The sequence below is a fragment of the Streptomyces sp. NPDC043876 genome, assembly GCF_056435825.1.
On sequence record NZ_JBWKDV010000005.1, the window covers coordinates 68,903 to 92,501 of the forward strand.

Annotated in this window: 19 protein-coding genes; 10 read left to right on the top strand and 9 right to left on the bottom strand. The window is 74.9% G+C overall.

Annotated elements, in window-relative coordinates; all coding sequences use genetic code 11:
• The first annotated feature begins 20 nt into the window (after positions 1-20).
• The 3 genes from AC0693_RS17325 to AC0693_RS17335 all read left to right on the top strand — a co-directional run bounded on the left by AC0693_RS17325 (position 21) and on the right by AC0693_RS17335 (position 5,708).
• Positions 21-3,599, top strand: a complete 3,579-nt coding sequence (locus tag AC0693_RS17325) for a DNA polymerase III subunit alpha (protein WP_478802280.1) — start codon at positions 21-23, stop codon at positions 3,597-3,599.
• A complete protein-coding gene (locus AC0693_RS17330) occupies positions 3,596-4,618 on the top strand; it encodes a DNA polymerase Y family protein (RefSeq protein WP_468470965.1) in 1,023 nt (340 codons plus the stop codon). Before AC0693_RS17325 ends, AC0693_RS17330 begins: the two co-directional genes overlap by 4 nt.
• A gap of 229 nt (positions 4,619-4,847) precedes the next feature.
• Complete coding sequence (locus tag AC0693_RS17335) at positions 4,848-5,708, top strand: esterase/lipase family protein (RefSeq protein WP_468470963.1); 861 nt, start codon at positions 4,848-4,850, stop codon at positions 5,706-5,708.
• A 32-nt stretch (positions 5,709-5,740) separates the two neighbouring features.
• Here AC0693_RS17335 and AC0693_RS17340 read toward each other — a convergent pair whose 3' ends face one another.
• The 3 genes from AC0693_RS17340 to AC0693_RS17350 all read right to left on the bottom strand — a co-directional run bounded on the left by AC0693_RS17340 (position 5,741) and on the right by AC0693_RS17350 (position 8,470).
• Entirely contained in the window at positions 5,741-6,817 is a 1,077-nt protein-coding gene (locus tag AC0693_RS17340) for a lytic polysaccharide monooxygenase auxiliary activity family 9 protein (protein ID WP_478802281.1), read from the bottom strand.
• Between the two features lie 232 nt (positions 6,818-7,049).
• Positions 7,050-7,523 (bottom strand): ribonuclease FAU-1 family protein, encoded by a 474-nt coding sequence (locus AC0693_RS17345; RefSeq protein WP_478802282.1) that lies wholly within the window; start codon positions 7,521-7,523, stop codon positions 7,050-7,052.
• On the bottom strand, positions 7,517-8,470 hold the full coding sequence (locus AC0693_RS17350) for an N-acetyltransferase family protein (RefSeq protein ID WP_478802283.1): 954 nt from the start codon (positions 8,468-8,470) through the stop codon (positions 7,517-7,519). Before AC0693_RS17350 ends, AC0693_RS17345 begins: the two co-directional genes overlap by 7 nt.
• Before the next feature lie 81 nt (positions 8,471-8,551).
• Between AC0693_RS17350 and AC0693_RS17355 the strand changes: the two genes are divergently transcribed.
• Positions 8,552-8,938 carry a GntR family transcriptional regulator gene (locus AC0693_RS17355; protein ID WP_469318839.1) on the top strand — a complete coding sequence of 129 codons (387 nt, stop codon included), beginning with the start codon at positions 8,552-8,554 and terminating at the stop codon, positions 8,936-8,938.
• A 35-nt stretch (positions 8,939-8,973) separates the two neighbouring features.
• Here the strand turns inward: AC0693_RS17355 and AC0693_RS17360 are convergent, their stop codons facing one another.
• A complete protein-coding gene (locus AC0693_RS17360; protein WP_468470956.1) occupies positions 8,974-10,071 on the bottom strand; it encodes a DUF5925 domain-containing protein in 1,098 nt (365 codons plus the stop codon).
• Positions 10,072-10,270: 199 nt separating this feature from the next.
• Here AC0693_RS17360 and AC0693_RS17365 point away from each other — a divergent pair, with 199 nt between their 5' ends.
• Positions 10,271-11,074, top strand: a complete 804-nt coding sequence (locus tag AC0693_RS17365) for an SGNH/GDSL hydrolase family protein (protein WP_356413679.1) — start codon at positions 10,271-10,273, stop codon at positions 11,072-11,074.
• An 18-nt stretch (positions 11,075-11,092) separates the two neighbouring features.
• Here AC0693_RS17365 and AC0693_RS17370 read toward each other — a convergent pair whose 3' ends face one another.
• Entirely contained in the window at positions 11,093-12,724 is a 1,632-nt protein-coding gene (locus AC0693_RS17370; RefSeq protein ID WP_478802407.1) for a serine/threonine-protein kinase, read from the bottom strand.
• Positions 12,725-13,038: 314 nt separating this feature from the next.
• Between AC0693_RS17370 and AC0693_RS17375 the strand changes: the two genes are divergently transcribed.
• A complete protein-coding gene (locus AC0693_RS17375) occupies positions 13,039-13,308 on the top strand; it encodes a hypothetical protein (RefSeq protein ID WP_356413675.1) in 270 nt (89 codons plus the stop codon).
• A gap of 60 nt (positions 13,309-13,368) precedes the next feature.
• Here AC0693_RS17375 and AC0693_RS17380 read toward each other — a convergent pair whose 3' ends face one another.
• The 4 genes from AC0693_RS17380 to hmgA form a co-directional block, all read right to left on the bottom strand.
• The gene (locus AC0693_RS17380) at positions 13,369-14,613 is read right to left on the bottom strand and encodes a CaiB/BaiF CoA transferase family protein (protein ID WP_478802284.1); all 1,245 of its coding nucleotides are present in this window, start codon (positions 14,611-14,613) and stop codon (positions 13,369-13,371) included.
• A gap of 78 nt (positions 14,614-14,691) precedes the next feature.
• Positions 14,692-15,873, bottom strand: a complete 1,182-nt coding sequence (locus AC0693_RS17385) for a type ISP restriction/modification enzyme (RefSeq protein WP_478802285.1) — start codon at positions 15,871-15,873, stop codon at positions 14,692-14,694.
• Positions 15,874-15,921: 48 nt separating this feature from the next.
• Positions 15,922-16,671 carry a GntR family transcriptional regulator gene (locus AC0693_RS17390; protein WP_469318842.1) on the bottom strand — a complete coding sequence of 250 codons (750 nt, stop codon included), beginning with the start codon at positions 16,669-16,671 and terminating at the stop codon, positions 15,922-15,924.
• 44 nt (positions 16,672-16,715) lie between these two features.
• Entirely contained in the window at positions 16,716-18,029 is a 1,314-nt protein-coding gene (gene hmgA / locus AC0693_RS17395; protein WP_478802286.1) for a homogentisate 1,2-dioxygenase, read from the bottom strand.
• A gap of 136 nt (positions 18,030-18,165) precedes the next feature.
• On the opposite strand from hmgA, the gene AC0693_RS17400 reads away from it, so the two are divergent.
• From AC0693_RS17400 to AC0693_RS17415, 4 genes are all read left to right on the top strand, one after another.
• A complete protein-coding gene (locus tag AC0693_RS17400; protein WP_478802287.1) occupies positions 18,166-20,463 on the top strand; it encodes a right-handed parallel beta-helix repeat-containing protein in 2,298 nt (765 codons plus the stop codon).
• A gap of 164 nt (positions 20,464-20,627) precedes the next feature.
• Positions 20,628-21,449 carry a hypothetical protein gene (locus tag AC0693_RS17405; protein WP_478741580.1) on the top strand — a complete coding sequence of 274 codons (822 nt, stop codon included), beginning with the start codon at positions 20,628-20,630 and terminating at the stop codon, positions 21,447-21,449.
• Entirely contained in the window at positions 21,446-22,765 is a 1,320-nt protein-coding gene (locus tag AC0693_RS17410; protein WP_478741543.1) for a hypothetical protein, read from the top strand. The genes AC0693_RS17405 and AC0693_RS17410 overlap by 4 nt, the downstream gene beginning before the upstream one ends.
• An 18-nt stretch (positions 22,766-22,783) precedes the next feature.
• Positions 22,784-23,410: a TetR/AcrR family transcriptional regulator gene (locus AC0693_RS17415; RefSeq protein WP_469318874.1), complete on the top strand. Its 627-nt coding sequence runs from the start codon at positions 22,784-22,786 to the stop codon at positions 23,408-23,410.
• The last annotated feature ends 189 nt before the right edge of the window (positions 23,411-23,599 follow it).

Here is a 23,599-nt window from a genome sequence, read left to right on the forward strand (position 1 = left end):
AGATCAGCAGGAGGCCGCGGATGCCGGGCTTTACGCATCTGCACACCGTTTCGGGGTTCTCCGTGCGCTACGGCGCCTCGCACCCCGAACGGCTGGCCGAGCGCGCCGCGGAGCGCGGCATGGACGCCCTCGCGCTCACCGACCGCGACACCCTCGCGGGCGCGGTCCGCTTCCTGAAGGCGTGCGAGAAGGCCGGGATCCGCCCCCTGTTCGGCGTCGGCCTGGCGGTGGCCCCGGCCCCCGTCCCCGCCGCCCCGGCAGCCGCCGCGCGCGGAGAGGCCTCCCACCGGCTCCGCAGCCCCGTCACCCCCGTCAAAGGGGGCGCCTTCATCGACGAATCCGCCACCCGGGCGCTCTTCCTCGCCCGGGACGGCGCCGCGGGCTGGGCCGAACTCTGCCGGATGATCACCGCCGCCCACACCCGCGTCCGGGGCGGCGCGGGCTCCCCGCTGCTGCCCTGGGACGCCCTGCGCGGCGCGAGCGGCGTGTCCGTCCTGCTCGGCCCCGACTCCGAGGTCGGCCGCGCGCTCGCCGCGGGCCGCCCCGACCGGGCCGCCCGGCTGCTCGCCCCCTGGCGGGAGGTCTACGGCGACGACCTGCGCCTGGAGGCCGTCGACCACGGCCGCACCGGCGCCCGGGCGGGCACCGGCCCCGGCTCGCTGCGCCTCGCCGCCCGCACCGTCGGCTTCGCCGCCGACCAGGGCGTACGGGCCGTGCTCAGCAACGCCGTGCGGTACGCCGACCAGGGCCAGGGCCCGGTCGCCGACGTCCTGGACGCGGCCCGCCGGCTCGTCCCCGTCGACCCCCGGCGCGGCCTCGACAGCGGCGAGCGCTGGCTCAAGGGCCCCGCCGCCATGGCCGAGGCCGCCGACCGCATCGCGCTCGCGGCCGGTCTGGGCCCCTCCGGAGCCCGGGCCCTGCTGGCCGAGACCCGCGCCACCGCCGAGGCCTGCGTGGTCGACCCCGCGGACGACCTCGGCATCGGCGAGGTGCACTTCCCCGAGCCCCGGCTCGTCGGCGCCGCCCACCGCACCGCCCAGCGGGTGCTCGCCTCCCGCTGCGCGGCGGGCCTGGTGCTGCGCGGGCACGCGGACGACCCCGTGTACGGCGAGCGGATGCGGCACGAGCTGGACATCATCGCCTACCACGGCTTCGCCTCGTACTTCCTGACGGTCGCCCACGTGGTGGACGACATCCGGGACATGGGCATCCGGGTGGCCGCCCGCGGCTCCGGCGCCGGCTCCCTGGTCAACCACCTCCTCGGCATCGCGCACGCCGACCCGGTCGAGCACGGGCTGCTGATGGAGCGCTTCCTGTCCAAGCGCCGGCGGGTCCTGCCCGACATCGACATCGACGTGGAGTCCGCGCGCCGCCTGGAGGTCTACCGCCGCATCCTCGACCGCTTCGGCGGCGAACGGGTCGCCACCGTCGCCATGCCCGAGACCTATCGGGTCCGCCACGCCATCCGCGACGTGGGCGCCGCGCTGTCCCTGGACCCCGCCGAGACCGACCGGCTCGCCAAGGCCTTCCCGCACATCCGGGCCCGCGACGCCCGCGCGGCCCTCGCCGAACTGCCCGAGCTGCGCGAGGTGCGCGAACGGCAGGAGCGGGGCGAGCTGCACGGGCGGCTGTGGGACCTGGTCGAGGCGCTGGACGCGCTGCCGCGCGGGGTCGCCATGCACCCGTGCGGGGTGCTGCTCTCCGACGCCTCGCTGCTCGCCCGTACGCCGGTGGTCCCCACCAGCGGCGAGGGCTTCCCCATGTCCCAGTTCGACAAGGACGACGTCGAGGACCTCGGGCTGCTCAAGCTCGACGTGCTCGGGGTGCGGATGCAGTCGGCGATGGCGCACGCCGTCGCCGAGATCCGGCGCGGCACCGGGCGGGAGCTGGACCTGGACGACCCGGCGCAGGTCCCGCCGGGCGACCGGGCGACGTACGAGCTGATCCGGTCCGCCGAGACGCTGGGCTGCTTCCAGATCGAATCGCCCGGCCAGCGCGACCTGGTGGGACGGCTCCAGCCCGCCACCTTCCACGACCTCGTCGTGGACATCTCGCTCTTCCGGCCGGGCCCGGTCGCGGCCGACATGGTGCGCCCCTTCATCGAGGCCCGGCACGGGCGGGCGCCGGTCCGCTTCCCGCACGAGGACCTGGCGCGGCCGCTGCGCGAGACCTACGGGGTCGTCGTCTTCCACGAGCAGATCATCGAGATCGTCGACATCATGACCCGCTGCGGGCGGGACGAGGCCGACCGGGTGCGGCGCGGGCTGTCCGACCCGGATTCGCAGGCCCGGATCAAGCTCTGGTTCGCGGCCCGGGCCGCCGGACACGGCTACGCGCCCGAGGTGATCGCCCGTACCTGGGAAATCGTCGAGGCCTTCGGCTCGTACGGCTTCTGCAAGGCGCACGCGGTGGCCTTCGCGGTGCCGACCTACCAGTCCGCCTGGCTCAAGGCGCACCACCCGGCCGCCTTCTACGCCGGGCTGCTCACCCACGACCCCGGCATGTACCCCAAGCGGCTGCTGCTCGCGGACGCGCGGCGGCGCGGGGTGCCCGTGCTGCCGCTGGACGTGAACCGGTCGGGCGCCGCCCACCGGATCGAACTGGTGTCCGATGGGGAGGGAGGCGCGGGGCGCTGGGGGCTGCGGCTCGCGCTCTGCGACGTCCACGGCATCAGCGAGGCCGAGTCCGCGCGGATCGAGGCCGGACAGCCCTACGGCTCCCTGCGCGACTTCTGGGAGCGGGCCCGGCCGGGCCGGCCGGTCGCCGAACGGCTCGCCCAGGTCGGCGCGTTGGACGCCTTCGGCGCCAACCGCCGCGACCTGCTGCTGCACCTGTCCGAACTGCACGGCGCCCAGCGGTCGAAAGGCGGCCACGGACCCCAACTCCCGCTGGACGGAGGCCGGTCCACGGCATCCGCCGGGCTGCCCGACCTGGACGACGCCGAACGGCTCAGCGCCGAACTCGGCGTGCTCGGCATGGACGCCTCCCGCCACCTGATGGGGGACCGCCAGGCCTTCCTGGCCGAGCTGGGAGTGGTCCCGGCCCGCGCCCTGCGCACCGCCGCCCACGGCCAGAGCGTCCTGGTCGCGGGCGCCAAGGCGGCCACCCAGACCCCGCCGATCCGCTCCGGGAGGCGGGTCATCTTCACCACCCTCGACGACGGCAGCGGCCTGGTCGACCTCGCCTTCTTCGACGACAGCCACGCGACGTGCGCCCACACCGTCTTCCACTCCTTCCTGCTGCTGGTGCGCGGAGTGGTCCAGCGGCGCGGCCCGCAGAGCCTGAGCGTGGTCGGCTCGGCCGCCTGGAACCTGGCCGAACTGGCCGAACTGCGGGCCACGGGCGGCCTGGAGGCGGTCGCGGCCCGCCTGGCGGAACCGGCGGAACCGGCGGAACCGGTCGGACCGGAAGGTCCCGCGGAGCCGGAAGGACTGCCGGAAGAACCGCCGGAAGAGTCCGCCGCGCCCACCCGCCCGCGCCGGACGATCCAGCTGCCGACCGGGTACGAGCTGAACCCCTGGGCCGACCTCCAGCCCCCGGGCACCGGCCCCGCCACGGGCCGCAAGCTCTGGCACTCCAGCCCCGGGAGCGCGGGATGAACGCGGCACCGGGCCCGGGAACGGCCGCGCGCGGGGCGCCGGTCCTGTGCCTGCGCTTCCGGCGGGCCGACGGAACCCCGCTCGACGCACCCACCCACGCCGGGCTGCTCGCCCTGCTCGGCGCCCTCACCCCGGTGGTCCAGCCGCTGCCGCCCGACGGGGCCCTCGCCGATGTCCGGGGCGCCCTGCGCTACTTCGGGCGGGACGCGGCGGACCTCGCCGCGGTGATCCGGGTGCGCGCCCTCGCCCTGTACGGCGCCGAGTGCGCCATCGGCGCCGCCGGGAACCCGATGCTGGCCACGATGGCGGCCCGCGCGGCCGGACCCGGGCACACCGTGCTGGTCCCGGACGAGCCCGCCGCCGTACGGGAGTTCCTGGCCGCCCGGCCCGTCGTGACCCTGGCCGGGGTGGGCCCCAAGGCCGCCCGGGTGCTCTGCTCCTACGGCCTCGACACCGTCGGCCGGGTCGCCGCCGCCCCGCCCGCGACCCTGCGGCGGCTCCTGGGACCCCGGACCGGGCGCGAGGTGCACGAGCGGGCCCACGGCATCGACCGCACCCCGGTGCTGCCCGGCGCGGCCGCGCGGTCACTGGCCGCCGAGCGCCCCTTCGACCGGGACGAGCTGGACCCCGTACGCCACCGCCGCGCCCTGCTCTCCCTCGCCGAGGAGCTCGGCGCCCGGCTGCGCGCGGGGGACCAGGTCTGCCGCGCGCTCTCCCTCACCGTGCGCTGCGCGGACCGCACGACCCTGACCCGGACCCGGGTGCTGCCCGAGCCCACCGCCCACTCGGCCACCCTGACCGCCACGGCCTACGCCGTCCACGCGGCCCTCGGGCTCCAGCGGGCCCGGGTCCGCGCGCTCTCCCTGCGGGCCGAGGACCTGACCCCGGCCGACCGGGCCGCCCACCAGCTGACCTTCGACCCCGAGGACGAGAAGGCCCGCCGGCTGGAGGCGGTCACGGACCGGATCCGGGCCCGCTTCGGCCCGTCCGCCATCGCCCGCGGCAGCCTGGCCGCGTGAGCGTGGTCCGCGACCGCCGCACCGTCCCAAGGCCGCGCGCGGGGGCGCCCGTACACGCCGTGTGAGCCCATTCGGCCTACGACACGCATTCTTTACTGACGCGTAACTTCCAAGTCTTGCTACTCGCCCGTAATTTGGCGGCAGCAGCACCCCCATGTGATCCGGATCACGGGACTCCCCACGCCCTTCCCCCCCGCACGTTCCCCTTGACCCGCAAGGAGATCACTCGATGCTGCCCTGGAGACGACGCCTGCTCCGCCCGCTGGCCGTCCTCGCCCTCGCCGCCGCCGCCCTGGCCCCCACGGGACCGGCCCAGGCGGACACCGCCCCCCACAGCGGATGGAACAACTGGTCCTGCAAGCCCTCCGCCGCGCACCCGCGCCCCGTCGTGCTGGTCCACGGCACCTTCGGCAACTCCGTCGACAACTGGCTCGGCTTCGCCCCGTACCTCGTGAACCGCGGGTACTGCGTCTACTCCCTCGACTACGGGCAGCTGCCCGGCGTGCCCCTCTTCAACGGGCTCGGCCCGATCGACAAGTCCGCGGGCCAGCTCGACGTCTTCGTCGACAAGGTGCTCGCCTCCACCGGCGCCGCGAAGACCGACATCGTCGGGCACTCGCAGGGCGGCATGATGCCGAACTACTACCTGAAGTTCCTCGGCGGCGCCGCCAAGACCAACGCCCTGGTCGGCCTCGCCCCCGACAACCACGGAACCACCCTGCTCGGCCTGACCAAGCTCCTGCCCTACTTTCCCGGCGCCGGGGACCTGATCAACTCGGCGACCCCGGGGCTGGCCGACCAGGTCGCGGGATCGCCCTTCGTGACCAAGCTGAACGCGGGCGGCGACACCGTGCCGGGAGTCAACTACACCGTCATCGCGACCCGGTTCGACGAGGTGGTCACCCCCTACCGCACCCAGTTCCTCGACGGGCCGAACGTACACAACGTGCTGCTCCAGGACCTGTGCGCGGTCGACGTCTCCGAGCACGTCGCGATCGGCCTGACCGACAGGATCGCCTGGCACGAGGCGGCCAACGCGCTCGACCCGCAGCACGCGCAGCGGACCACCTGCGCGTCGGTCTTCTCCTGACGCGCGGGCGGTCCGCCGCGGACGGGTGACCGTCAGCGGCCGTGCCGGCCGGCGGTGGTCCGGCGACGGGCCACTGCGAAGAGCACGGCCGCGCCCAGTGCGAGGACGGCCGCCCCGGTGATCGCGATCATCGGGGTCGCGCCGTCGCCGCCGGTCTGGGCGAGGCCGCCCTCCGCCGGGGAGGTCGCCGGGGCGGCCGCCGCGACGGGGGCGGGCGAAGAGCCGTTCGTCTTCGGGTCGTTGTCGCCGTGGCCGCTGTGCTCGACCGTGGACCTGCCCGCGCCGTCCGCGATCTGCTGGTCCGTGGGCGCCTTCGGGCCGGCCGTCGGCGCGGCGCCGCCGGGCGCGGCGGACGAGCCCGCGGCGGGGTCCGCCGAAGCCGCCGGGGCGGTGGTGGGCCGGGTGGTGGGCCGCGGGGCGGGCTGGTTCCCGTTGCCCCCGCCGTCCTTGCCGAAGACCACGTCGGAGCAGGTGTAGAAGGCCTCCGGGCTGTCCGACCGCTGCCAGACGCTGTAGATCAGGTGGCGGCCGGTCTTCTTCGGAACGGCGGCGGAGAAGACGTAGTCGCCGTTCTGCATGCCCGGGTCGCTCACCTTCGCGAAGGGCGCGGCCTCCAGGTCCGACCACTTCAGCGGCTTCGTCGGGTCGTACGAGTCCTTCGTGACGTACAGCTCGAACGAACCCTTGTGCGGGGCGGTGCCCTTGTAGCGGAAGGTGTGCGCGCCGGACGTCATCGGACTGGCCGGCCAGTCCGCGCGCGGCAGGTCCAGGCCCTTGTACTTGCCGTTGCCCGCCGAGCACAGCTGCCCGTCCGGGATCAGCGCCTTGCTCTGGCCCGCCGCGTTGGCGATGTTCACCGCGTTCCAGTCGTAGAACGCCTGCGCGCCGCTCGCGGCGACGGCCGCCTTGCACGCCGCCGACGCGGGCGACTCCGGCCCCTCCGCGTAGCACGCCGCCACCCGGCTGACCGGGTCCGTCATCGAACCGTGCGCGGCGGCCGGCGCGGCGGCGTACGCGGCCACCGCGAGCGGGGCGAGGCCCAGGGCGGCGATCCGGGCGGCGGCCCGGACGGCGGTGCGCGGGGCGGCGTGGGAGCGGGATGCGGACATGGGCGGAACTCCTCTGGGCGGGGCGTACGGGCGTACGGACCGGTGCTGCGGGCCGGAGGCGGCGTCACCCCCCCCGTGTGGGTGGCGACGCCGCCTCCGACCCGCTCCGGCCCGCCCAAGCTAGCCACCGGAACCCGCGGTTCCGGGGCCTCGGCCGCCCTGGAGCCGATCCTTAGGGCCCGCTTAAGGCGCCGGTAAGCACCCCCTCAGGAACGGCTCCGTGCGGGACCCCTCAGCCGAGCAAAGCGGTCAGGCCGGCCGCCGAGTTGGCCTGGTGCTCCAGCGCGTCCAGGGCCTCCACGGCGCGCGCCGCGGCCCGGGGGTCGCGCTCCGCCAGGCCGCCGGCCGCGAACTCGTCCTCGTCCAGCCGCAGGACCCGCGACCCGTCCGCCGAGACCCACAGGTCCAGGTCGAGGTCCTCCACGACGACCTCGCCGTCCCGGACGGCCGCGGGCCGGGTGATGTCGCAGTACCAGCCCTTGAGGACGCCCGCGCCGCTTCTGACCTCCTTGACCGCGTACCAGCGGTCCCGCCAGAAGTACTCGGTGAACACGTCGCCCGGCTCGAAGCGGACGAAGCCGAAGTCGCGGACGCCCGGGGCCGCCCAGGGGGCCCGTACGCAGACGCGCACGCCGTCGTCGCTCAGCAGCTCGGCCGGATAGCGGATCTTGGTCGCGCCGCCCTTGAGCAGGGTCACGGTCAGCATCCCGGCCGCCGCTCGGACAGGGTCTTCGTGTAGCGGACCTCCGAGGCGCAGATCTGGTAGCCGAAGCCTTTGTTGACGGCGAGCATCGGGGCGTTCCCGCTGTCGTTGCCCGTGAACGCCTCCGTGTAGCCCGCCGCCCGCGCCCGGTGCAGGGAGGCGGTCTTGGCGAGCGTGGCCAGTCCCCGGCCGCGGAAGGGGCGCCGGGTGCCGGTCATCGCCGAGGCGTAGCGCGTGGAGCCGTCGGTGTGGGCGGCGGTGAAGGCCGCCACCTCGCCGTCGACGAGGACGACCGTGGTCAGCTCCCGGTCCAGGGCGGGGGCGCGCCACACGTGCGCCAGCCAGTCCTCGTAGTCGTCCAGGTCGGTCGGCACGTCGCCCGGTTCGTCGGCGGCGACCTCCGCGTCGGCCTCGAACAGGGGCCGCGGGTCGTCCGCGAAGTCAACGGCGGTCCGCAGTCCGATCCCGTCCGGGAGGACGGCGGGCAGCTCCGGCAGGGCCGCGCCGGTCAGGTCCAGACGCAGGAAATGGGCGCTGCGCCGGGCCGCGTACCCGCGCCGCTCGGCGAAGGCGCGGTCGGCGGGCCGGTCCATGACCCATGCGAAGACGTCGGTGGCACCCTGCTCCGCGAGGTGCCGCTCCGCCGCGCGCACGAGGGGGCCGCCCGCTCCCAGACCCCGGTGGGCGGGGTCGACGTACGCGTTCAGGAATCCCTGACCCGGCTCGGGGCTGTCATGGGCGATGCCCACCTGGGCGCTGCCCACCACCGTGCCGTCGGGCGCCTCCGCGACCAGGAGGCGGTAGTGCCGGTCGGGGTGGGCGCCGGCCAGCTCGTAGGCGACGCCCTCGGGGGTCGTGATCATGTAGGGGAGCGCGGCCCGGCGGACGCGGACGACGGCTTCGGCGTCTGCCGCGTCACCGGGACGCAGGTCACGAATCGTTACGGTCATACGGCGACGCTACGGGCGGCCCCGCCCGGTCCGCCTCCCGATTTCCCGCCGACGGGCGGCGCATGGGCGACAATCGGGCCCGTGACCTCGACGAACCTGAAGCTCGCCCTCGACGACTCGGCCGGTGCGCCCGCCCCCTACGAACAGGTGCGCGCGCAGATCTCCGCGCAGGCGCGCTCCGGGCGCCTCCCGGCCGGTTTCAAACTGCCGACGGTGCGCGGGCTGGCGCAGGAGCTGGGCTTGGCCGCGAACACCGTCGCCAAGGCCTACCGGGCGCTGGAGACGGACGGGGTGATCGAGACCCGAGGCCGGGGCGGCACCTTCGTCGCCGCCGAGGGCGGCGCCGCGGACCGCGAGGCCGCCGCGGCCGCCCAGGCGTACGCGGAGCGCGCCCACCGCCTGGGCCTGACCCGGCAGGCCGCCGAGGCGGCCGCCGTGGCCGCGCTCCGGGCCCGCTACGGCGGCTGACAGCTCCCGGGGGCGGCGCCCGCCCTTACAGGTACTTACAGGTACAGCCCCGCGTCCGCCCCGTGCCCCTGGGGCGGCAGCAGGGACGCCGGGCCCGCGCCGCGCCGCAGCGCGAACAGCTCGGCCAGGGTCGCCCCCTCGCGCGGCACCCCCTCGTCGGTGCCGAGCCAGTCCACCGCCTCCCGGTGCGTCAGCCGGTCCACCTCGATCCGGGCCAGGCAGCGCCCGGGCCGGACCACGGCGGGGTGCAGCCGCTCCAGGTCCTCGTTGGTGGTGACGCCGACCAGGACGTTGCGGCCCTGGCCCAGCAGGCCGTCCGTCAGGTTCAGCAGCCGTGACAGCGCCTGTCCGGCGGTGTGCCGGGCCTCGCCGCGGATCAGCTCGTCACAGTCCTCCAGCAGCAGCAGCCGCCAGCGGCCCTTGGCCGTGCCCTCGTCCTCGCCGATGGCGATGTCCATCAGGTAGCCGACGTCGTTGAACAGCCGCTCCGGGTCGAGGACGCAGTCCACCTGGCACCAGTCCCGCCAGGAGCGGGCGAGGGTGCGCAGCGCCGAGGTCTTGCCGGTCCCGGGCGGCCCGTGGAGCAGCAGCAGCCGCCCCGCGATGTCATCGGGGGTCACCTTCATGAGGCGGTCCAGCGAGGCCGCCACGGGCGCGGTGTAGTTGGGCCGCACCTCGGCCCAGGTGCCGGCCGCGATCTGGCGGGTCGTGCGGTACGGGCCGCGGCGCGGGGAGACGTACCAGAACCCCATGGTGACGTTCTCGGGCTGCGGTTCGGGCTCGTCCTGGACGCCTTCGGTCGCCTCGCCGAGGACGCTGGCGGCCAGTTCGTCGCTGACGGCCGTCACGGTGACGTCCGCGCCCCGGCTCCAGCGCGAGACGAGCATGGTCCACCCCTCGCCCTCGGCGAGCGTGGCGCTGCGGTCGGAGTCGCGGGCCGCGCGCAGCACGGTGGCGGCGGCCGGGACGAGTTCGGCCCCCGCCTTCACCCGCTCGATGGACACGCTGTGCGAGAACGGCTGCTCGCCCGACGCGAACCGGCCGAGGAACAGGGCGTCGACGACGTCCGACGGCGAGTCGCTGTCGTCGACGTTGAGCCGGATCGGCAGCGCGTCATGAGGGTTGGCTGGCATGGCGCCCATGATCCGGCACGAAGTGCCCCCGTGCACCCGTGTTTCGCCGGAACGGGTGGGTGAGTTCCCTCTTCAAACGCATCCGCGGTGAAGATTCGGACCGGAAGTCCACCCCGAACATTCTTGGCATGAACACTTCCAGAAGGCCTCCGCTCCTTGTACCACAGAACGGACAGGAAACCCCCACAAGGAGCCGTACATGAGATTGTCACGGTTTGCCGCATTAACCTCGTCACTCCTCCTCGCCGCGGGCGCCGCGCTGTTCGGCGCCGGGCAGGCCTCCGCCGCCCAAGCCGACTTCGGCTACGTCGCGCTCGGCGACTCCTACTCCTCGGGCGTCGGATCCGGGAACTACGACAGCGCCAGCGGCAATTGCAAGCGGTCCAGCCGGGCCTACCCAGCCCTCTGGGCCGCCGCGCACGCGCCCCAGACCTTCTCGTTCACCGCATGCTCCGGCGCCCGGACGGACGACGTCCTCTCGGGCCAGCTCGCTCCGCTCAACACGGGGACCGACCTCGTCAGCCTCACCGCCGGGGGCAACGACGCCGGGTTCTCCGACGTCATGACGACCTGTGTGCTCCAGTCCGAGACCACCTGCATCAACCGCGTCAACCAGGCCAGGGCGTACGTCGACTCCACCCTCCCCGGCAAACTCGACGCCCTCTACAACGCGGTGGGATCGCGGGCACCGAACGCGCGCGTGGTCGTCCTCGGCTACCCGCGCTTCTACAAGCTGGGCGGCGGCTGCGTCGCCGGCCTGTCCGAGGGCAAGCGCTCGGCGATCGACGGCGCCGCCGACTACCTGAACGCCGCCCTCGCCAAGCGGGCCGCCAACCACGGCTTCGCCTTCGCCTCCGTCACCGGCGCCTTCACCGGGCACGAGATCTGCTCCGGCAACGAGTGGCTGCACAGCCTCAACTGGGCCAACATCGGCGAGTCCTACCACCCGACCGCCGCCGGACAGTCCGGCGGTTACCTGCCCGTCTTCACCGGCGCGGTCTGACCGTCCCGAGCGCCCCGCTCACGGCGCCGGGCCCGTGCCGGACGACGGGCCCGGCGTCGCGGACGTACCGGACGTGCCGGACGCGCCCGGGGAGGGGGCCCCGCCCGACGGGGTCCCCCGCTCGCACCTGACAGAGAAGTTCACCCAATCGGTGTTCACCGCAACGGGCCGCCGCACCTCCAGCCGGACCGCGTCGTCCAGCGTTCCGTCCGGCCGGTGGCTCAGCTCGGTGAAGGCCGCCTCCCGGAGCGCGGGCCCGCCCGCCCCGAAGGTGACGGCCTGCCAGTCCGGCGCCGAACTGATCCCGCTGCGCGTGGCCCAGCGGTACTCCACGACCACCGGCGTACGGACCACCTCCAGGGCCGCGGTGAAGGCGGGCGCGGACGCCTCCGGCGGCGGGCACGGGCCCACGTAGCGGTCGCGCACCGCGTGCACGGCCACGGTGACGTTCTGGGCGGCCGGAGAGGAACCGCTCGGCGAGGGACTGTCCGACGCGGTGGCCGACGGCGTCGGCGCGGAGGAGGCGGGGGAGGAGGCGGAGGCGCCCGTCGGACCGCCCGGGCCCGCCGCCCCGCTGCCGCCGGCGCCGTCCGCGCGGTCCCTGGCCAGCAGCCAGCCCAGCAGCGCCAGTGCCAGCAGCAGGACCGCGATCCCCAGGACCAGGACCAGGCCCGCCCGCCCGGTACGGGGCGACTCCGCGGCCGGTCCGTACCCCGTGCGGGGCGCGGGCCCGCCCGGGGTGCGGGGCGGGGGAGCGGGGAGCGGCAGCGTGGGCGCGGGTGTTCCGTACGGGCCCGCGGCGGTCGGCGCGCCGGGACCCGACGCCGGTCCGCCCTCCGCCCGTACGGTCCCGCCCGCGCCCACCACCCGCAGCATCCGCGCCGCTTCCTGCGCACCGATGCGCAGGTCCGGGTCCTTGCGCAGCAGGCCTTCGAGTACGGGCCCCAGCGCCCCGGCGCGGCGCGCGGGCGGCGCGTCCCGCTCCACCACGGCCTGCAGGGTGGCGACCGGAGTGTCCTGGCGGAAGGGGGTGTGCCCCTCGACCGCCGCGTAGAGCGTCACGCCCAGCGACCACAGGTCCGACGCGGGCCCGGGCGCGGCGCCCAGCGCGGCCTCCGGCGCCAGGTACTCGGGGGAGCCGACCACCTCGCCCGTCATCGTGAGCGCCGAGGAGCCCTCCAGCCGGGCGATCCCGAAGTCGCCCAGCAGGACCCGGCCGTCGTTGGCGATCATCACGTTGGCGGGTTTCACGTCGCGGTGCAGCACGCCCGCCGCGTGCGCGGCGCGCAGCGCCGACAGCACCTGTTCGCCGATGTGCGCGGCCCGCTGCGGGGGCAGCGGGCCGTCGGCCTCCAGTACCTCCGCGAGCGAGAGGCCGCGCACCAGCTCCATCACGATCCAGGGCCGCCCGCCGTCGGTGGCCACGTCGTAGACGGTGACCACCCCGCGGTGCGTGACCCGGGCCGAGGCCCACGCCTCGCGCTCCAGGCGCGCGTACATCCGCCGCACGTCGGCCTCGTCCAGGCCGGCCGGGGCCCGGACCTCCTTCACGGCGACCTCGCGGCCCAGGACCTCGTCCCGGGCCCGCCAGACGATCCCCATGCCGCCGCGGCCCAGCGGGCCCAGCAGCCGGTACCGTCCCGCGATCATCCGTGCGTCGCCGCCCGGTCCTCCACTCACGCGAGCCCCCCTCATCCGCGTAACGGGTCGATCACTCCAAGTTAACCGACGTCGGCCGGTGTGACCCCTGTCGCGTCGTCGCTTCCCCTCTCGCCCCAGCGGCCGCGGGCGACCGGCCCCTTGACGCGCGATCACTTCGGAGAGTAACCGTCAACTGCGCTGAGTAACCGTCAACTGCCGCTGTGCGCAGGGGTAATTCACACGACCGGGATACCCGGCTGCCGCCCGGGGGGGATAGGGTTAACCTGCCCGGGCCGGGTGCCCTCGTACGGGTGGGGAGAGACATGGAACAGATAGCAATGCGCAGCAGGCCGCCCCGCGTGCCTGCCATCACCTGCGGAAGCGGCGCGACCAGTTCGCGCCTCGACCGTCACCTCGCGGTGCTCGGCGGACCCGCCGTCCCGCACGGTGACGCGGCCGAGGCCACGCTGCTGATGCGTGAGCTGACGTCGCGCGACCACACGCACGTACTGCGGAGCCGGAGCGCGCGCGTCTCGCTCTTCGCACCGCTGCGACGGCTGCGTCGCACGCTCTTCGGCAGCCGCCGCTCGTAACCTCCTCCGGATCCGGGGCAGTTGCGACGGCTGCCGGATCCGGTCCCGTAACCCCCGGCCTCAGGCGATCACACCGTCCCGGCGCAGTTCCGTGAGCTGCGCGTCCGTCATCCCCAGGGCGCGCAGCACGCAGTCGGTGTGCTCGCCGAGCGCGGGAACCGCACCCATCCGCGGTTCCGCGCCCCCCGGCAGCCCGATCGGCGGCAGCAGCGCCCGCAGCGGGCCCACCGGTGAACCGATCTCCCGCCAGCGGTCCCGGGCCGCCAGCTGGGGATGCCCGGCCAGCCCGGCCACCGAGTTCAGCCGCGCACAGGCGATCCCGGCCGCCTCCAGCAGCGCGAGCGCCTCGGCCGCCCCGTGGCGGCCCAGCGCCTCGGCCACCACCGCATCGGTCTTCTCCCGGTTCGCGGTCCGTGCCGCGTTCGTCGCGTACGCCGGGTCATCCGCCAACTCCGGCCGCTCCAGAACCTGTTCGGCGAGGCGCCGCCACTCGCGGTCGTTCTGCACCGACAGCAGGACCCGGTCCCCGTCGGCCGTCGGGTAGGCGTCGTAGGGCGCGATCACGGCGTGCGCCAGACCGGTCCGGGCGGGTTCCGCGCCGCCGTGCAGGACCAGGTGCAGCGGATGCCCCATCCACTCGGCCAGCGCGTCCAGCATCGAGACCTCGACCGGACCCCCGCGCCCGGTCGTGCCGCGCCGCAGCAACGCCGCGAGGACCCCCGAGAAGGCGTACATGGCCGCGGCGATGTCGGCGGCCGGGATGCCCGCCTTGACCGGCCGGCCGGGCGTACCGGTGACCGAGACCAGGCCCGCCTCGCACTGCACGAGCATGTCGTAGGCCCGCTTGTGCGCGTACGGTCCCTCCGCCCCGTACCCCGAGATGTCGACGGCGACCAGCCGCGGGTAGCGCGCGCACAGCGCGGCGGCGTCCAGCCCGAGCCGCGCGGCGGCCCCCTGCGCGAGGTTCTGCACGAAGACGTCCGCGCCGGCGAGCAGCCCGTGCAGGGCCTCCCGGCCGCGCGGGTCCTTCAGGTCGAGCGCGACGGACTCCTTGCCGCGGTTGGCCCACACGAAGTGGGAGGCGAGCCCGTGCGCGGCGGTGTCGTAGCCGCGCGCGAAGTCCCCTCCGTCGGGCCGCTCGACCTTGATCACCCGGGCCCCGAGGTCGGCGAGCTGCCGGGTGGCGAAGGGGGCGGAGACGGCCTGCTCGACGGCGACGACGGTGATCCCGTCGAGGGGGAGGGGGAGCGGGGGCGCAGGGGGCGCGGGTTCGGGTGCGCGTGCTGGTTCGGGTGCGGTGTTCATGCCCCGGTCCTACCGTCCCGTCCGCGCCCTGTCACCCCCGGCCCCCTGAAGCCCGTACGCCCGGCGCCGCTCACGGCCCTAGAACGGGAGCGCGAACTGGCCGCCCGGGCCCTCCTCCTGGTGGCTCAGCACCGAGGCCGGCCGGCGGGACCAGCGCGGCGGCGGCAGCACCCCGGCCGCGCGCAGCCGCTCCGCCGGGAGCGCGGGCCCCGGCTCGAACGCGGCCCGCTCCGGCGCCAGATCGGCCAGCAGGGCGAGGGCGGAGACCAGGGCCAGCAGCTCCGAGGTCCAGGTCTGCGGCCACGCGGCGGGGCCCAGCGCGGCCAGGCCCGCCGCCTCCGGCGTCCGGTGCGCGCCGCGGGCGGCGAACCACCGCTCCAGCACGCGCACCCCGTTCACCTCGTACGTCCACGCCGTCGCCGGGACCGGCGCGATGCTCCCGTCGCCCAGCAGCAGGCTCTCGCCCTCCGCGTCGTACGACAGCCCGGCCGGCCACCCCGCGACCGCCGAGCGGACGTACGGGCGGCGCCCGCCCGGCAGCCGTGGCGCCCCGCCCCCGCGGGCCCCGCGCACCTGGACGGCCAGCAGTCGCTGCCCCAGCTCCAGCCCGGACCGCCAGCGCTCCGGGTCGGCCGGGAGCGGTACCTCGCACCCCCGCGGGCCGGGGCGGGCCGCGGCGAGGATCCAGCACAGGACGTCCTCGGGGGCCACCCGCCCGCGGTGCCACTCGCCCAGCAGCGGCAGCAGCCCCGGCGCCAGATTGGGCTCGGCGCCCCCGGGGCGGCGGTGCAGCGGCCGGATCCGGCCGAGCCGCCCCGCCGGGAGGTGCGCGGTGACCAGTGGGGTCGGCAGGCCGGGCGGTTCCAGGAGGAACAGCTGCCGGTCGTCCAGGACCCGCCACAGCTCCGGCCGGGCCGCGTCGATGAGCCGCTGGTCGGGCAGCAGCCACTGCTCGTCGAAGGGCTCGTACAGCACCCGGACCGGGTCCGGGCAAGCGCCGGGCTCCCGCCCGAACCGGCCCGTGGCCGTGCGCTGCCCGGGCAGCGCGGCCGCCCCGGCGGCGGGCCCGCGCGAGCGGCTCGGCCGGAACAGCCGCTCCCGCTCGGCGCCTTCGGCGGCGGTCAGCGCCGCCCAGCGGGCCCGCAGCGCGCCGGGATCGGGCGCGGCCACCCAGTCCCGCCCGAGCCGCAGGCCGGCCACCGACCAGGGCATCAGCTCGTCCAGCAGGGGCGCGGCGGGCTCAGGTACGTCTTCGCTCACAGCACCCGATGCTAGGGCTGCGGGCCCGCCCAGGGGGTGCGGGTCTGCCTAATGCGCGTCCATCGTCACCGTGAAGGAGAAGCGGTCGCCGCGGTAGCGGATCCGGGCCACGTCCACCACCCGGCCGTCCTCGTCGTAGGTCACCCCGGTGTAGTGCAGGATCGGGCTCAGCAGCGGCACCTGGAGCAGCTCCGCGGTGGCCGGGTCGGCGAGCCGCGCCTCGACGGTGTCCGTGATCCGGCTGATCCGCACGCCCACCACGTCGCGCAGCACCTTGGTCATCGGCCACCGTTCCAGATCGGCCAGGTCCACCGCGTCGGCGAGCTCCGGGCGGACCGCGTTCTCGGCCCAGTTCGTCGGCTCACCGGTCTCCCCGTCGTGCCGCAGCCGCCGGTACGTCACCACCTCGGCGAGGCCGGGGAAGTACTCCAGCAGCTCCCCGGGCACCGGCGTCCGCGTATGGCCGAGAATCGTCGTACGTTCGCCCGACTGCTGGGCCACGATCGCGTCGACCGAGCCCAGCAGCCGCACCGGCGCCCCGCGCCGCGCCCCCGGCTCGATGAAGGTGCCGCGCCGCCGGTGCCTGCTGATCAGGCCCTCCTGCTCCAGCTCCTTGAGCGCCTGGCGCATGGTCAGCACGCTCACCCCGTAGTGCCCGGCGAGCTGTTCCTCCGTCGGCAGGCGCAGCGTCGCGTCCGGGGTGCGGCCGAGTATCGACGCGCGCAGTGACTGCGACACCTGGTACCAGAGCGGGAGCTTCCGGTTCAGCACCAGGGAATCGGGGGCGAAGGCGGTCACGGCGGGTCTCCGTACGGGTCGGGCAGGGGCGGCGTGCTGCGATGTTAGGCGCGGAAGTGGCGTTCGAGCCCCTGCCAGACGTCGTCGTAGGCGCGCTGGAGGTGACCGGCGCCGGCCGCCTGCGCGGTGGCGGTGACCGGCCAGCGGGTCTCGAACATGAAGGCCAGGCCGTCCTCGATCTTCTGCGGCTTGAGTTCGGCGGCGCTGGCGCGGTCGAAGGTCTCCCGGTCCGGGCCGTGCGCGGACATCATGTTGTGCAGGGACCCGCCGCCCGGAACGAACCCCTCCGCCTTGGCGTCGTAGGCCCCCTCGATCAGGCCCATGTACTCGCTCATCACGTTCCGGTGGAAGTAGGGCGGCCGGAAGGTGTCCTCGCCGACCAGCCAGCGCGGGGCGAAGACCACGAAGTCGACGCCCGCGAGGCCCGGGGTGTCGGACGGCGCGGTGAGGACCGTGAAGATCGAGGGGTCCGGGTGGTCGTAGCTGATGCTGCCCAGGACGTTGAAGCGCCGCAGGTCGTAGACGTAGGGGACGTGCGAGCCGTGCCAGGCGACCACGTCGAGCGGGGAGTGGTCGTAGGTGGCGGACCAGAGGTTGCCGCAGAACTTGTTGACCACCTCGACCGGCCGGTCCTCGTCCTCGTAGGCCGCCACCGGGGCCTGGAAGTCCCGGGCCGCGGCCAGCCCGTTGGCCCCGATCGGGCCCAGGTGGGGCAGCTCGAAGGGGCGGCCGTAGTTCTCGCAGACGTAACCGCGGGCGGTGGCGTCGAGCAGCTCCACGCGGAACCGGATCCCGCGCGGGATGAGGGCGATCTCGCCGGGGCGGACGCCGAGCAGGCCGAATTCGGTGCGCAGCAGCAGAGCGCCCCGCTCGGGGACGATCAGCAGCTCGCCGTCGGAGTCGCTGAACACCCGGTCGGTCATGGAGGTGTCGGCGGCGTAGAGGTGGATGGCCATGCCGGTGCGCTGGGTGGCGTCGCCGTTGCCGCCGAGGGTCCACAGGCCGGACACGAAGTCGGTGCCGGGCGCCGGGTCCGGCAGCGGGTTCCAGCGCAGCCGGTTGGGGTCCGGGACGGATTCGGTGAAGGGAGCCGTGCGCAGGGCGCCGTTGCCGGTGCGCGTGAAGGGCGGGTGCGCGGCGGAAGGGCGGATGCGGTAGAGCCAGGAGCGGTGGTTGTGCGGGCGCGGCTCGGTGAAGGCGCTGCCGCTGAGCTGCTCGGCGTAGAGCCCGAGCCCGGCCCGCTGGGGCGAGTTCCGGCCGACCGGCAGGGCGCCGGGAACCGCCTCCGAGCTGTGCTCGTTGCCGAAGCCGGTGAGGTACTCCAGCCCCTCCGCCGTCTTCCTGGCCTGCTCGCTCATCGCTGCTCCCGCTCCGTCGAAGGAATCCTATGGCTGACAGTAGGATTCCGCGCCGCCGCCGTCAACGGGCACTGCCGATCAACGATTCCTGCGCGCGGGGATCCCAAAACATGAACATTGCTCTACTCTTCCGCGCATGTCGTGGATCCGCAGGTTCCCAGCCGTTCCGGCGGCTCTCCCAGCCGCCCTCCTCTCCCTCGTGGTCCTTTTCGCCGCCGCGCCCGCCGCGCAGGCGCACGAGGAGCGCCCGATCACCCTCCCCGACGGCTCCGGCAGCGTGCCGCAGTACCGCGCGGGCGAACCCGACCTCCTCGTCTGCAAGACCGGCCGCCCCGACTTCGAGCGCCGGACCGCGGGCTTCCCCGAGCCGCTCAGGCAGCGCAACCTCGCCCTGTACGACCGGTGCGAGAAGAACGGCTTCCGCGACCTCCAGGCCGCCGTCGACGCCGTCGACCGGCCCGGGATGAACATCGCGATCCTGCCCGGCCTGTACGAGGAGGAGCCCTCGCTGCCCAAGCCCACGGGCGCGTGCGCGGCGCTGAAAGCCCCCAACTCCTCGCTCGGCTACCAGATCCTGTCCTACGAGCAGCAGGTGGCGTGCCGCCACAACCAGAACCTCGTCGCCATCCTCGGCAAGAAGAACCTGCAGATCGAGGGCACCGGAGCGTCCCGCCAGGACGTCGTCATCGACGCGAAGTACCAGAAGCTGAACGCCATCCGGGCCGACAAGTCCGACGGGATCTACTTCCGGAACTTCACCGCCCAGCGCACCACCTTCAACTCGCTGTACGTGCTCGCGGGCGACGGCTTCGTCATCGACGACGTCCTGACCCGGTGGAACGACGAATACGGCTTCCTCACCTTCGCCAGCGACCACGGCCTGTACAAGAACTGCGAGTCCTACGGCAACGGCGACTCCGGCATCTACCCCGGCAGCGCCTCCGACATCAACGACGGCCGCGGCTACGACGTCCCGCGCCACTCCATCGAGATCACCGGCTGCCGCAGCCACCACAACATGGTCGGGTACTCGGGCACCGCGGGCGACTCGGTGTGGGTGCACGACAACGAGTTCGACGCCAACATGGGCGGCGCCTCGATGGACAGCGCCTTCCCCGGCCACCCCGGACTCCCGCAGAACCACGCCCTGTTCGAGCGGAACCTGATCCACGACAACAACGCGGACTTCTACCCCTACGTCGCCGACGGCACCTGCGCCAAGGCCCCCGTCGACCGCGGCTACGAGCAGGGCGTCGTCTGCCCGCAGATCTCCATGCCGCCGGGCACCGGCATCATCACCGCGGGCGGCAATTGGAACATCTACGAGAACAACTGGGTCTACGGACACCGGCGCGCCGGATTCTTCCTGAGCGCGGTCCCCGCCTTCATCCGCGGCGAGTCGGCCTGGGGCAAGCAGACCGACACCTCGCACCACAACCGGTACGCCGGGAACGTCCTGGGCAAGGACAAGAGCGGAGCCTCCCGCCCCAACGGCGCGGACGTGTGGTGGGACGGCCAGGGCACGGGCAACTGCTGGCAGGACGGACCCGACGGCTCCACCCCCGGCACGCTCCCGCAGTGCGGAGCGGCGCGCGGCGCGGTGTCGGGCGGCTCGGCCCGGCTGGCGGGAGAACCGGTCAAGCTGGCCCAACTCCTCGTCTGCGCCGACTACAGCGTCCAGGCGCGCAAACTCCCGGCCGGCTGCGACTGGTACGGCGCCCGGGGTCTGGAACGGGTGGAGACCCAGATCGCGCTGGCGGTCGCGGTGGTACTGGCCCTGGTCGGCGGGGTGCTGTGGTGGCGCAGGCTGCGCGGATCACGGCTGGGCACGGTGTCGGCGCTGCTCGGCTTGGCCGGACTCGCCCTGGACGTCGCCGGCTCCACCATGGCGCTGACCAGCACCTTCGTACCGGCGCTCGCGCTGTTCCTGCTCGGGCTGTGGTGGACGGGCACGGGGATCGCACTGCGGCCCACCCGCCCCTGGCTGGCGCGGCTGACCCTGCTGCTCGGCGCCCTGACCCTGCTCGACGCCTTCGACAAGGCGGTGCTGATGATCCCCTGGATCCCGCTGAGCCCCGCCTGGATCCGCGCCCTGGTGGCGGTCGTGTGGTGCCTGTGGGCCGTCACCGCCTCCGCTCGCCCGGGCCCGGCCCGGGAACCAGGGCCGGGGACGGCCGACGACTCGGATGGGGGCGGTGCCGAGGCGCCCGCTCCCGGTGCCGAGGCGTCCGCGCCGGGTGCCGGGGCATCCGCGGCCGGTGCCGGGGCGTCCGGACCGGCTGGCGGGGCGTCCGGGCCGGGGGAGACTCCGGCTTCGGGGCGCGGTGGTGCCCCGGGTTCGGCGCAGGGCGGTGCCCCCGCTCCGGGGCACGGTGACGCCCCGGCCCAGGCGCAGGGCGGCGCCGCCGCCTTCGCCCCCGGCGGTGCCGCGTGAGCGCCGGGGAGCGGGCGACGCTGCCCGGGCGGCAGGGTTCCCGCCCGAGCCCGAGCCCGAGCCCGAGCCCGAGCACCAGCCCGAGCCCGAGCATCAGCGCGCGCCGCCGCCCCCGCCCCCGGGTCGGGCGGGGGCGGCGGGCGGCGGTCTGCGCGGTGCTGCTCCTGCTTGCCGCGGCCGGTACGGCCGGCTGCGGCGGGCGGGCCACCACCCACCACAAGCCCGGCACCACTCACCAGCAGGCCTCCGGCTCCGTCGGCACCCTCCTGGACGCCCGGGACGAGGCCGGCCACCGGCTGCGCCAAGTTCCGGCCAAGGGTGCGCCCGAGGTGAAGCTCGCCTTCCGCCCCGACAGCGAGGACGGCTGGAACCTCCAGCTGGAGGTGGGCAACTTCCGCTTCACCCCCGACAGCGTGGGCGGCGCCGCCCTCGCCGGCGGCGGCCACGCCCACCTGCTGCTCGACGGCCGCAAGGTGGCCCGGCTGTACGGCCCTTGGTTCCACCTGTCCGCCACCCAGGTGCCCCAGGGCGCGCACACCCTGACCGCCCGCCTGTACGCGGACGACCACACCGCCTGGGCGGTCGACGGCAAGCCGGTGGAGGCCGCGGTCCCGCTGATCGCGCCCGCCCCGGGCGCGGCGGGCCACGACCACGCCACCCCCGGAGCCCCGTCCACGTCCCCGCCCAGCGCTCAGGCCCCGTCCCCGGACCCGGCCGCCACCGCCGACCGGACCGTCACCCTCACCGTCCACGACGGCAAGGTCACCCCCGCCCCCGGCCGGACGGAGCTGAAGCGCGGCGAACGGGTCGCACTGCGCGTCACCAGCGACCGCGCGGACACCCTCCACGTCCACGGCTACGACAAGGAACTGACGCTCCCCGCCGGCCAGGAGGCCACCCTGGTCCTGACGGTCGACCGCCCGGGCCTCTTCGAGGTCGAGACCCACGAGTCCGACCTGGTCCTGACCCAACTCCTCGTCCGGTGACCCCGGCGCCCACCCCCCTCGCCCACGGCATCGGTTCCCAGCACGACCTCCCCATCTCGCCCTTCTACGCCTTCGCCGGTGCCTTCACCGCGCTCTTCGTCTCCTTCCTCGCGCTCGGCCTCCTCTGGTCCGCCTCCCGCTTCCGCGGCAACCGCTCCGGCCGCCCGCTGCCCGCCGCCGTCCAGCGGGTGGCCGACGCGCCGGCCACCCGGACCGCGCTGCGGGTCCTCGGACTCGCGGCCGCCTTCTTCTTCCTCGTGCACCTCCTCCTCGGTCCCGACGACCCCGCGCGCAACCCCGCTCCCGGCGCCGTCTATGTCCTGCTCTGGGTCGGGCTCGTCCCCGCCTCCCTTCTCCTCGGCCCCGTCTGGAGCCTGCTCAACCCGCTGCGCACCCTGCACCGGTTGCTGACCCGGCTGCGGAGCCGCCTGCGGCCCGCCCGTCGCGGCCCGGTCCGGCCCCCGCACCCCCTCCCGCCACGGCTCGGCCTCTGGCCCGCCGCCATCGGCCTCTTCTGCTTCACCTGGCTCGAACTCGTGTCCCGTAGCCCCGCCTCGCGCACCACCCTCCTGACCGCCCTCATCGTCTTCGCCACCGTCCAACTCGGACTCGCGGCCCGCTTCGGCGCATCGTGGTTCGCCGAAGGAGACCCCTTCGAGGCGTACTCGACCCTCCTGGCCCGCTTCTCCCCCCTCGGCCGCCGCGACGACGGCCGCCTGGTCCTCCGTAACCCCTTCCACGGACTCGACGCGACGCCCGAGCGGCCCGGACTCGTCGCCGTCGTCTGCGTCCTGCTCGGTTCCACCGCCTACGACGGCTTCTCCGACCACCCCTGGTGGATCAACGTCGTACAGACCTCCCCCCTCGGCCGCACCCCCGCGGCCACGCTCGGGCTCCTCGGGTCCGTCACCCTCGTCGCCCTCCTCTACTGCCTCTGTGCCGGGGCCACCCGCCTGGTCGCCGGCCCGCTGCCGCGTCCGCTGACCGCCTTTGCCCCCTCCCTCCTCCCGATCGCCGTCGGGTATCTCGTGGCCCACTACTTCTCGCTCTTCGCGACTGAATCGGCACGCACAGTCATGATGGCAGGCGGCACTGACAACGCCTCCGTTCCGGCTCCCGCGCCGCCCCTGGAGCCCGGCGGGCTGGCTGCCCTGCAGGTCATCGCCGTCGTCACCGGCCACGTCCTCGGGGTGGTCGCCGCGCACGACCGGTCCGTGCGCCTCTTTCCGCCCGCCCGGGCCGTGGCCGGACAACTGCCCCTGCTCGCCCTGATGATCACGTACACCGTCGGAGGGCTGAGCCTCCTGCTGAACTGAGGACCGCGGACCGGCATGATGGACCCCGTGCCTCCAGCCCACCCCCTGCGCCGCGCCCCGATCCAGCAGCGCAGCGCCGACCGGCTCGCCCGGATCCTCGACGCCTGCGCCGAACTCCTCGACGAGACGGGGTACGAGAACCTCAGCACCCGGGCCGTCGCCCTCCGGGCCGGGGTCCCGATCGGCTCCGTCTACCGCTTCTTCGGCAACAAACGCGCCATGGCCTACGCCCTGGCCGAGCGCAACCTCGACCGCTACGCCGAAGGCATCACCGCCCGGCTCGCCGCGCTCCCGGACGCCGACTGGCGGCCCGTGGTCGACGCCGTCCTCGACGAGTACCTGGTGATGAAGCGCACCGTTCCCGGCTTCGCCCTGGTCGATTTCGGCGTGCCCCCGCCGCCGCCTAGCGAAGCCGCCGACCCCGCCGACCCGAACGGCATGGTCGCCGGCCGCCTCACCGACCTGCTCTGCCTCCACCTCGGGCGCACCGCCGACCCGGCCCTGCGGCGTACGGTCCTCGTCGCCGTCGAGGCCACCGACGCCCTCGTCCACCTCGCCTTCCGGGCCGCCCCCGCCGGTGATCCCGCCATCATCGACGAGATCCGCGCGATGATGCACGCCTATCTCGCCCGGGTCCTGGACTGAGGGGACCGGGCCCCCTGACCCGCCGGCGGAACCGCTCGCGGCGGGTTCGGCGGGGCCCTGCGACCCGGCCGGCAGGGCCCCGCGACCCGGCCGACGGGACACGCGCGCCCCGCCCCCTCCGGTCCGCGCGCACCAGGGTCTCCCCAGCCTCCGTACCGGTCGGTATGCTCGGGCCGCCCGCGTGCCGCC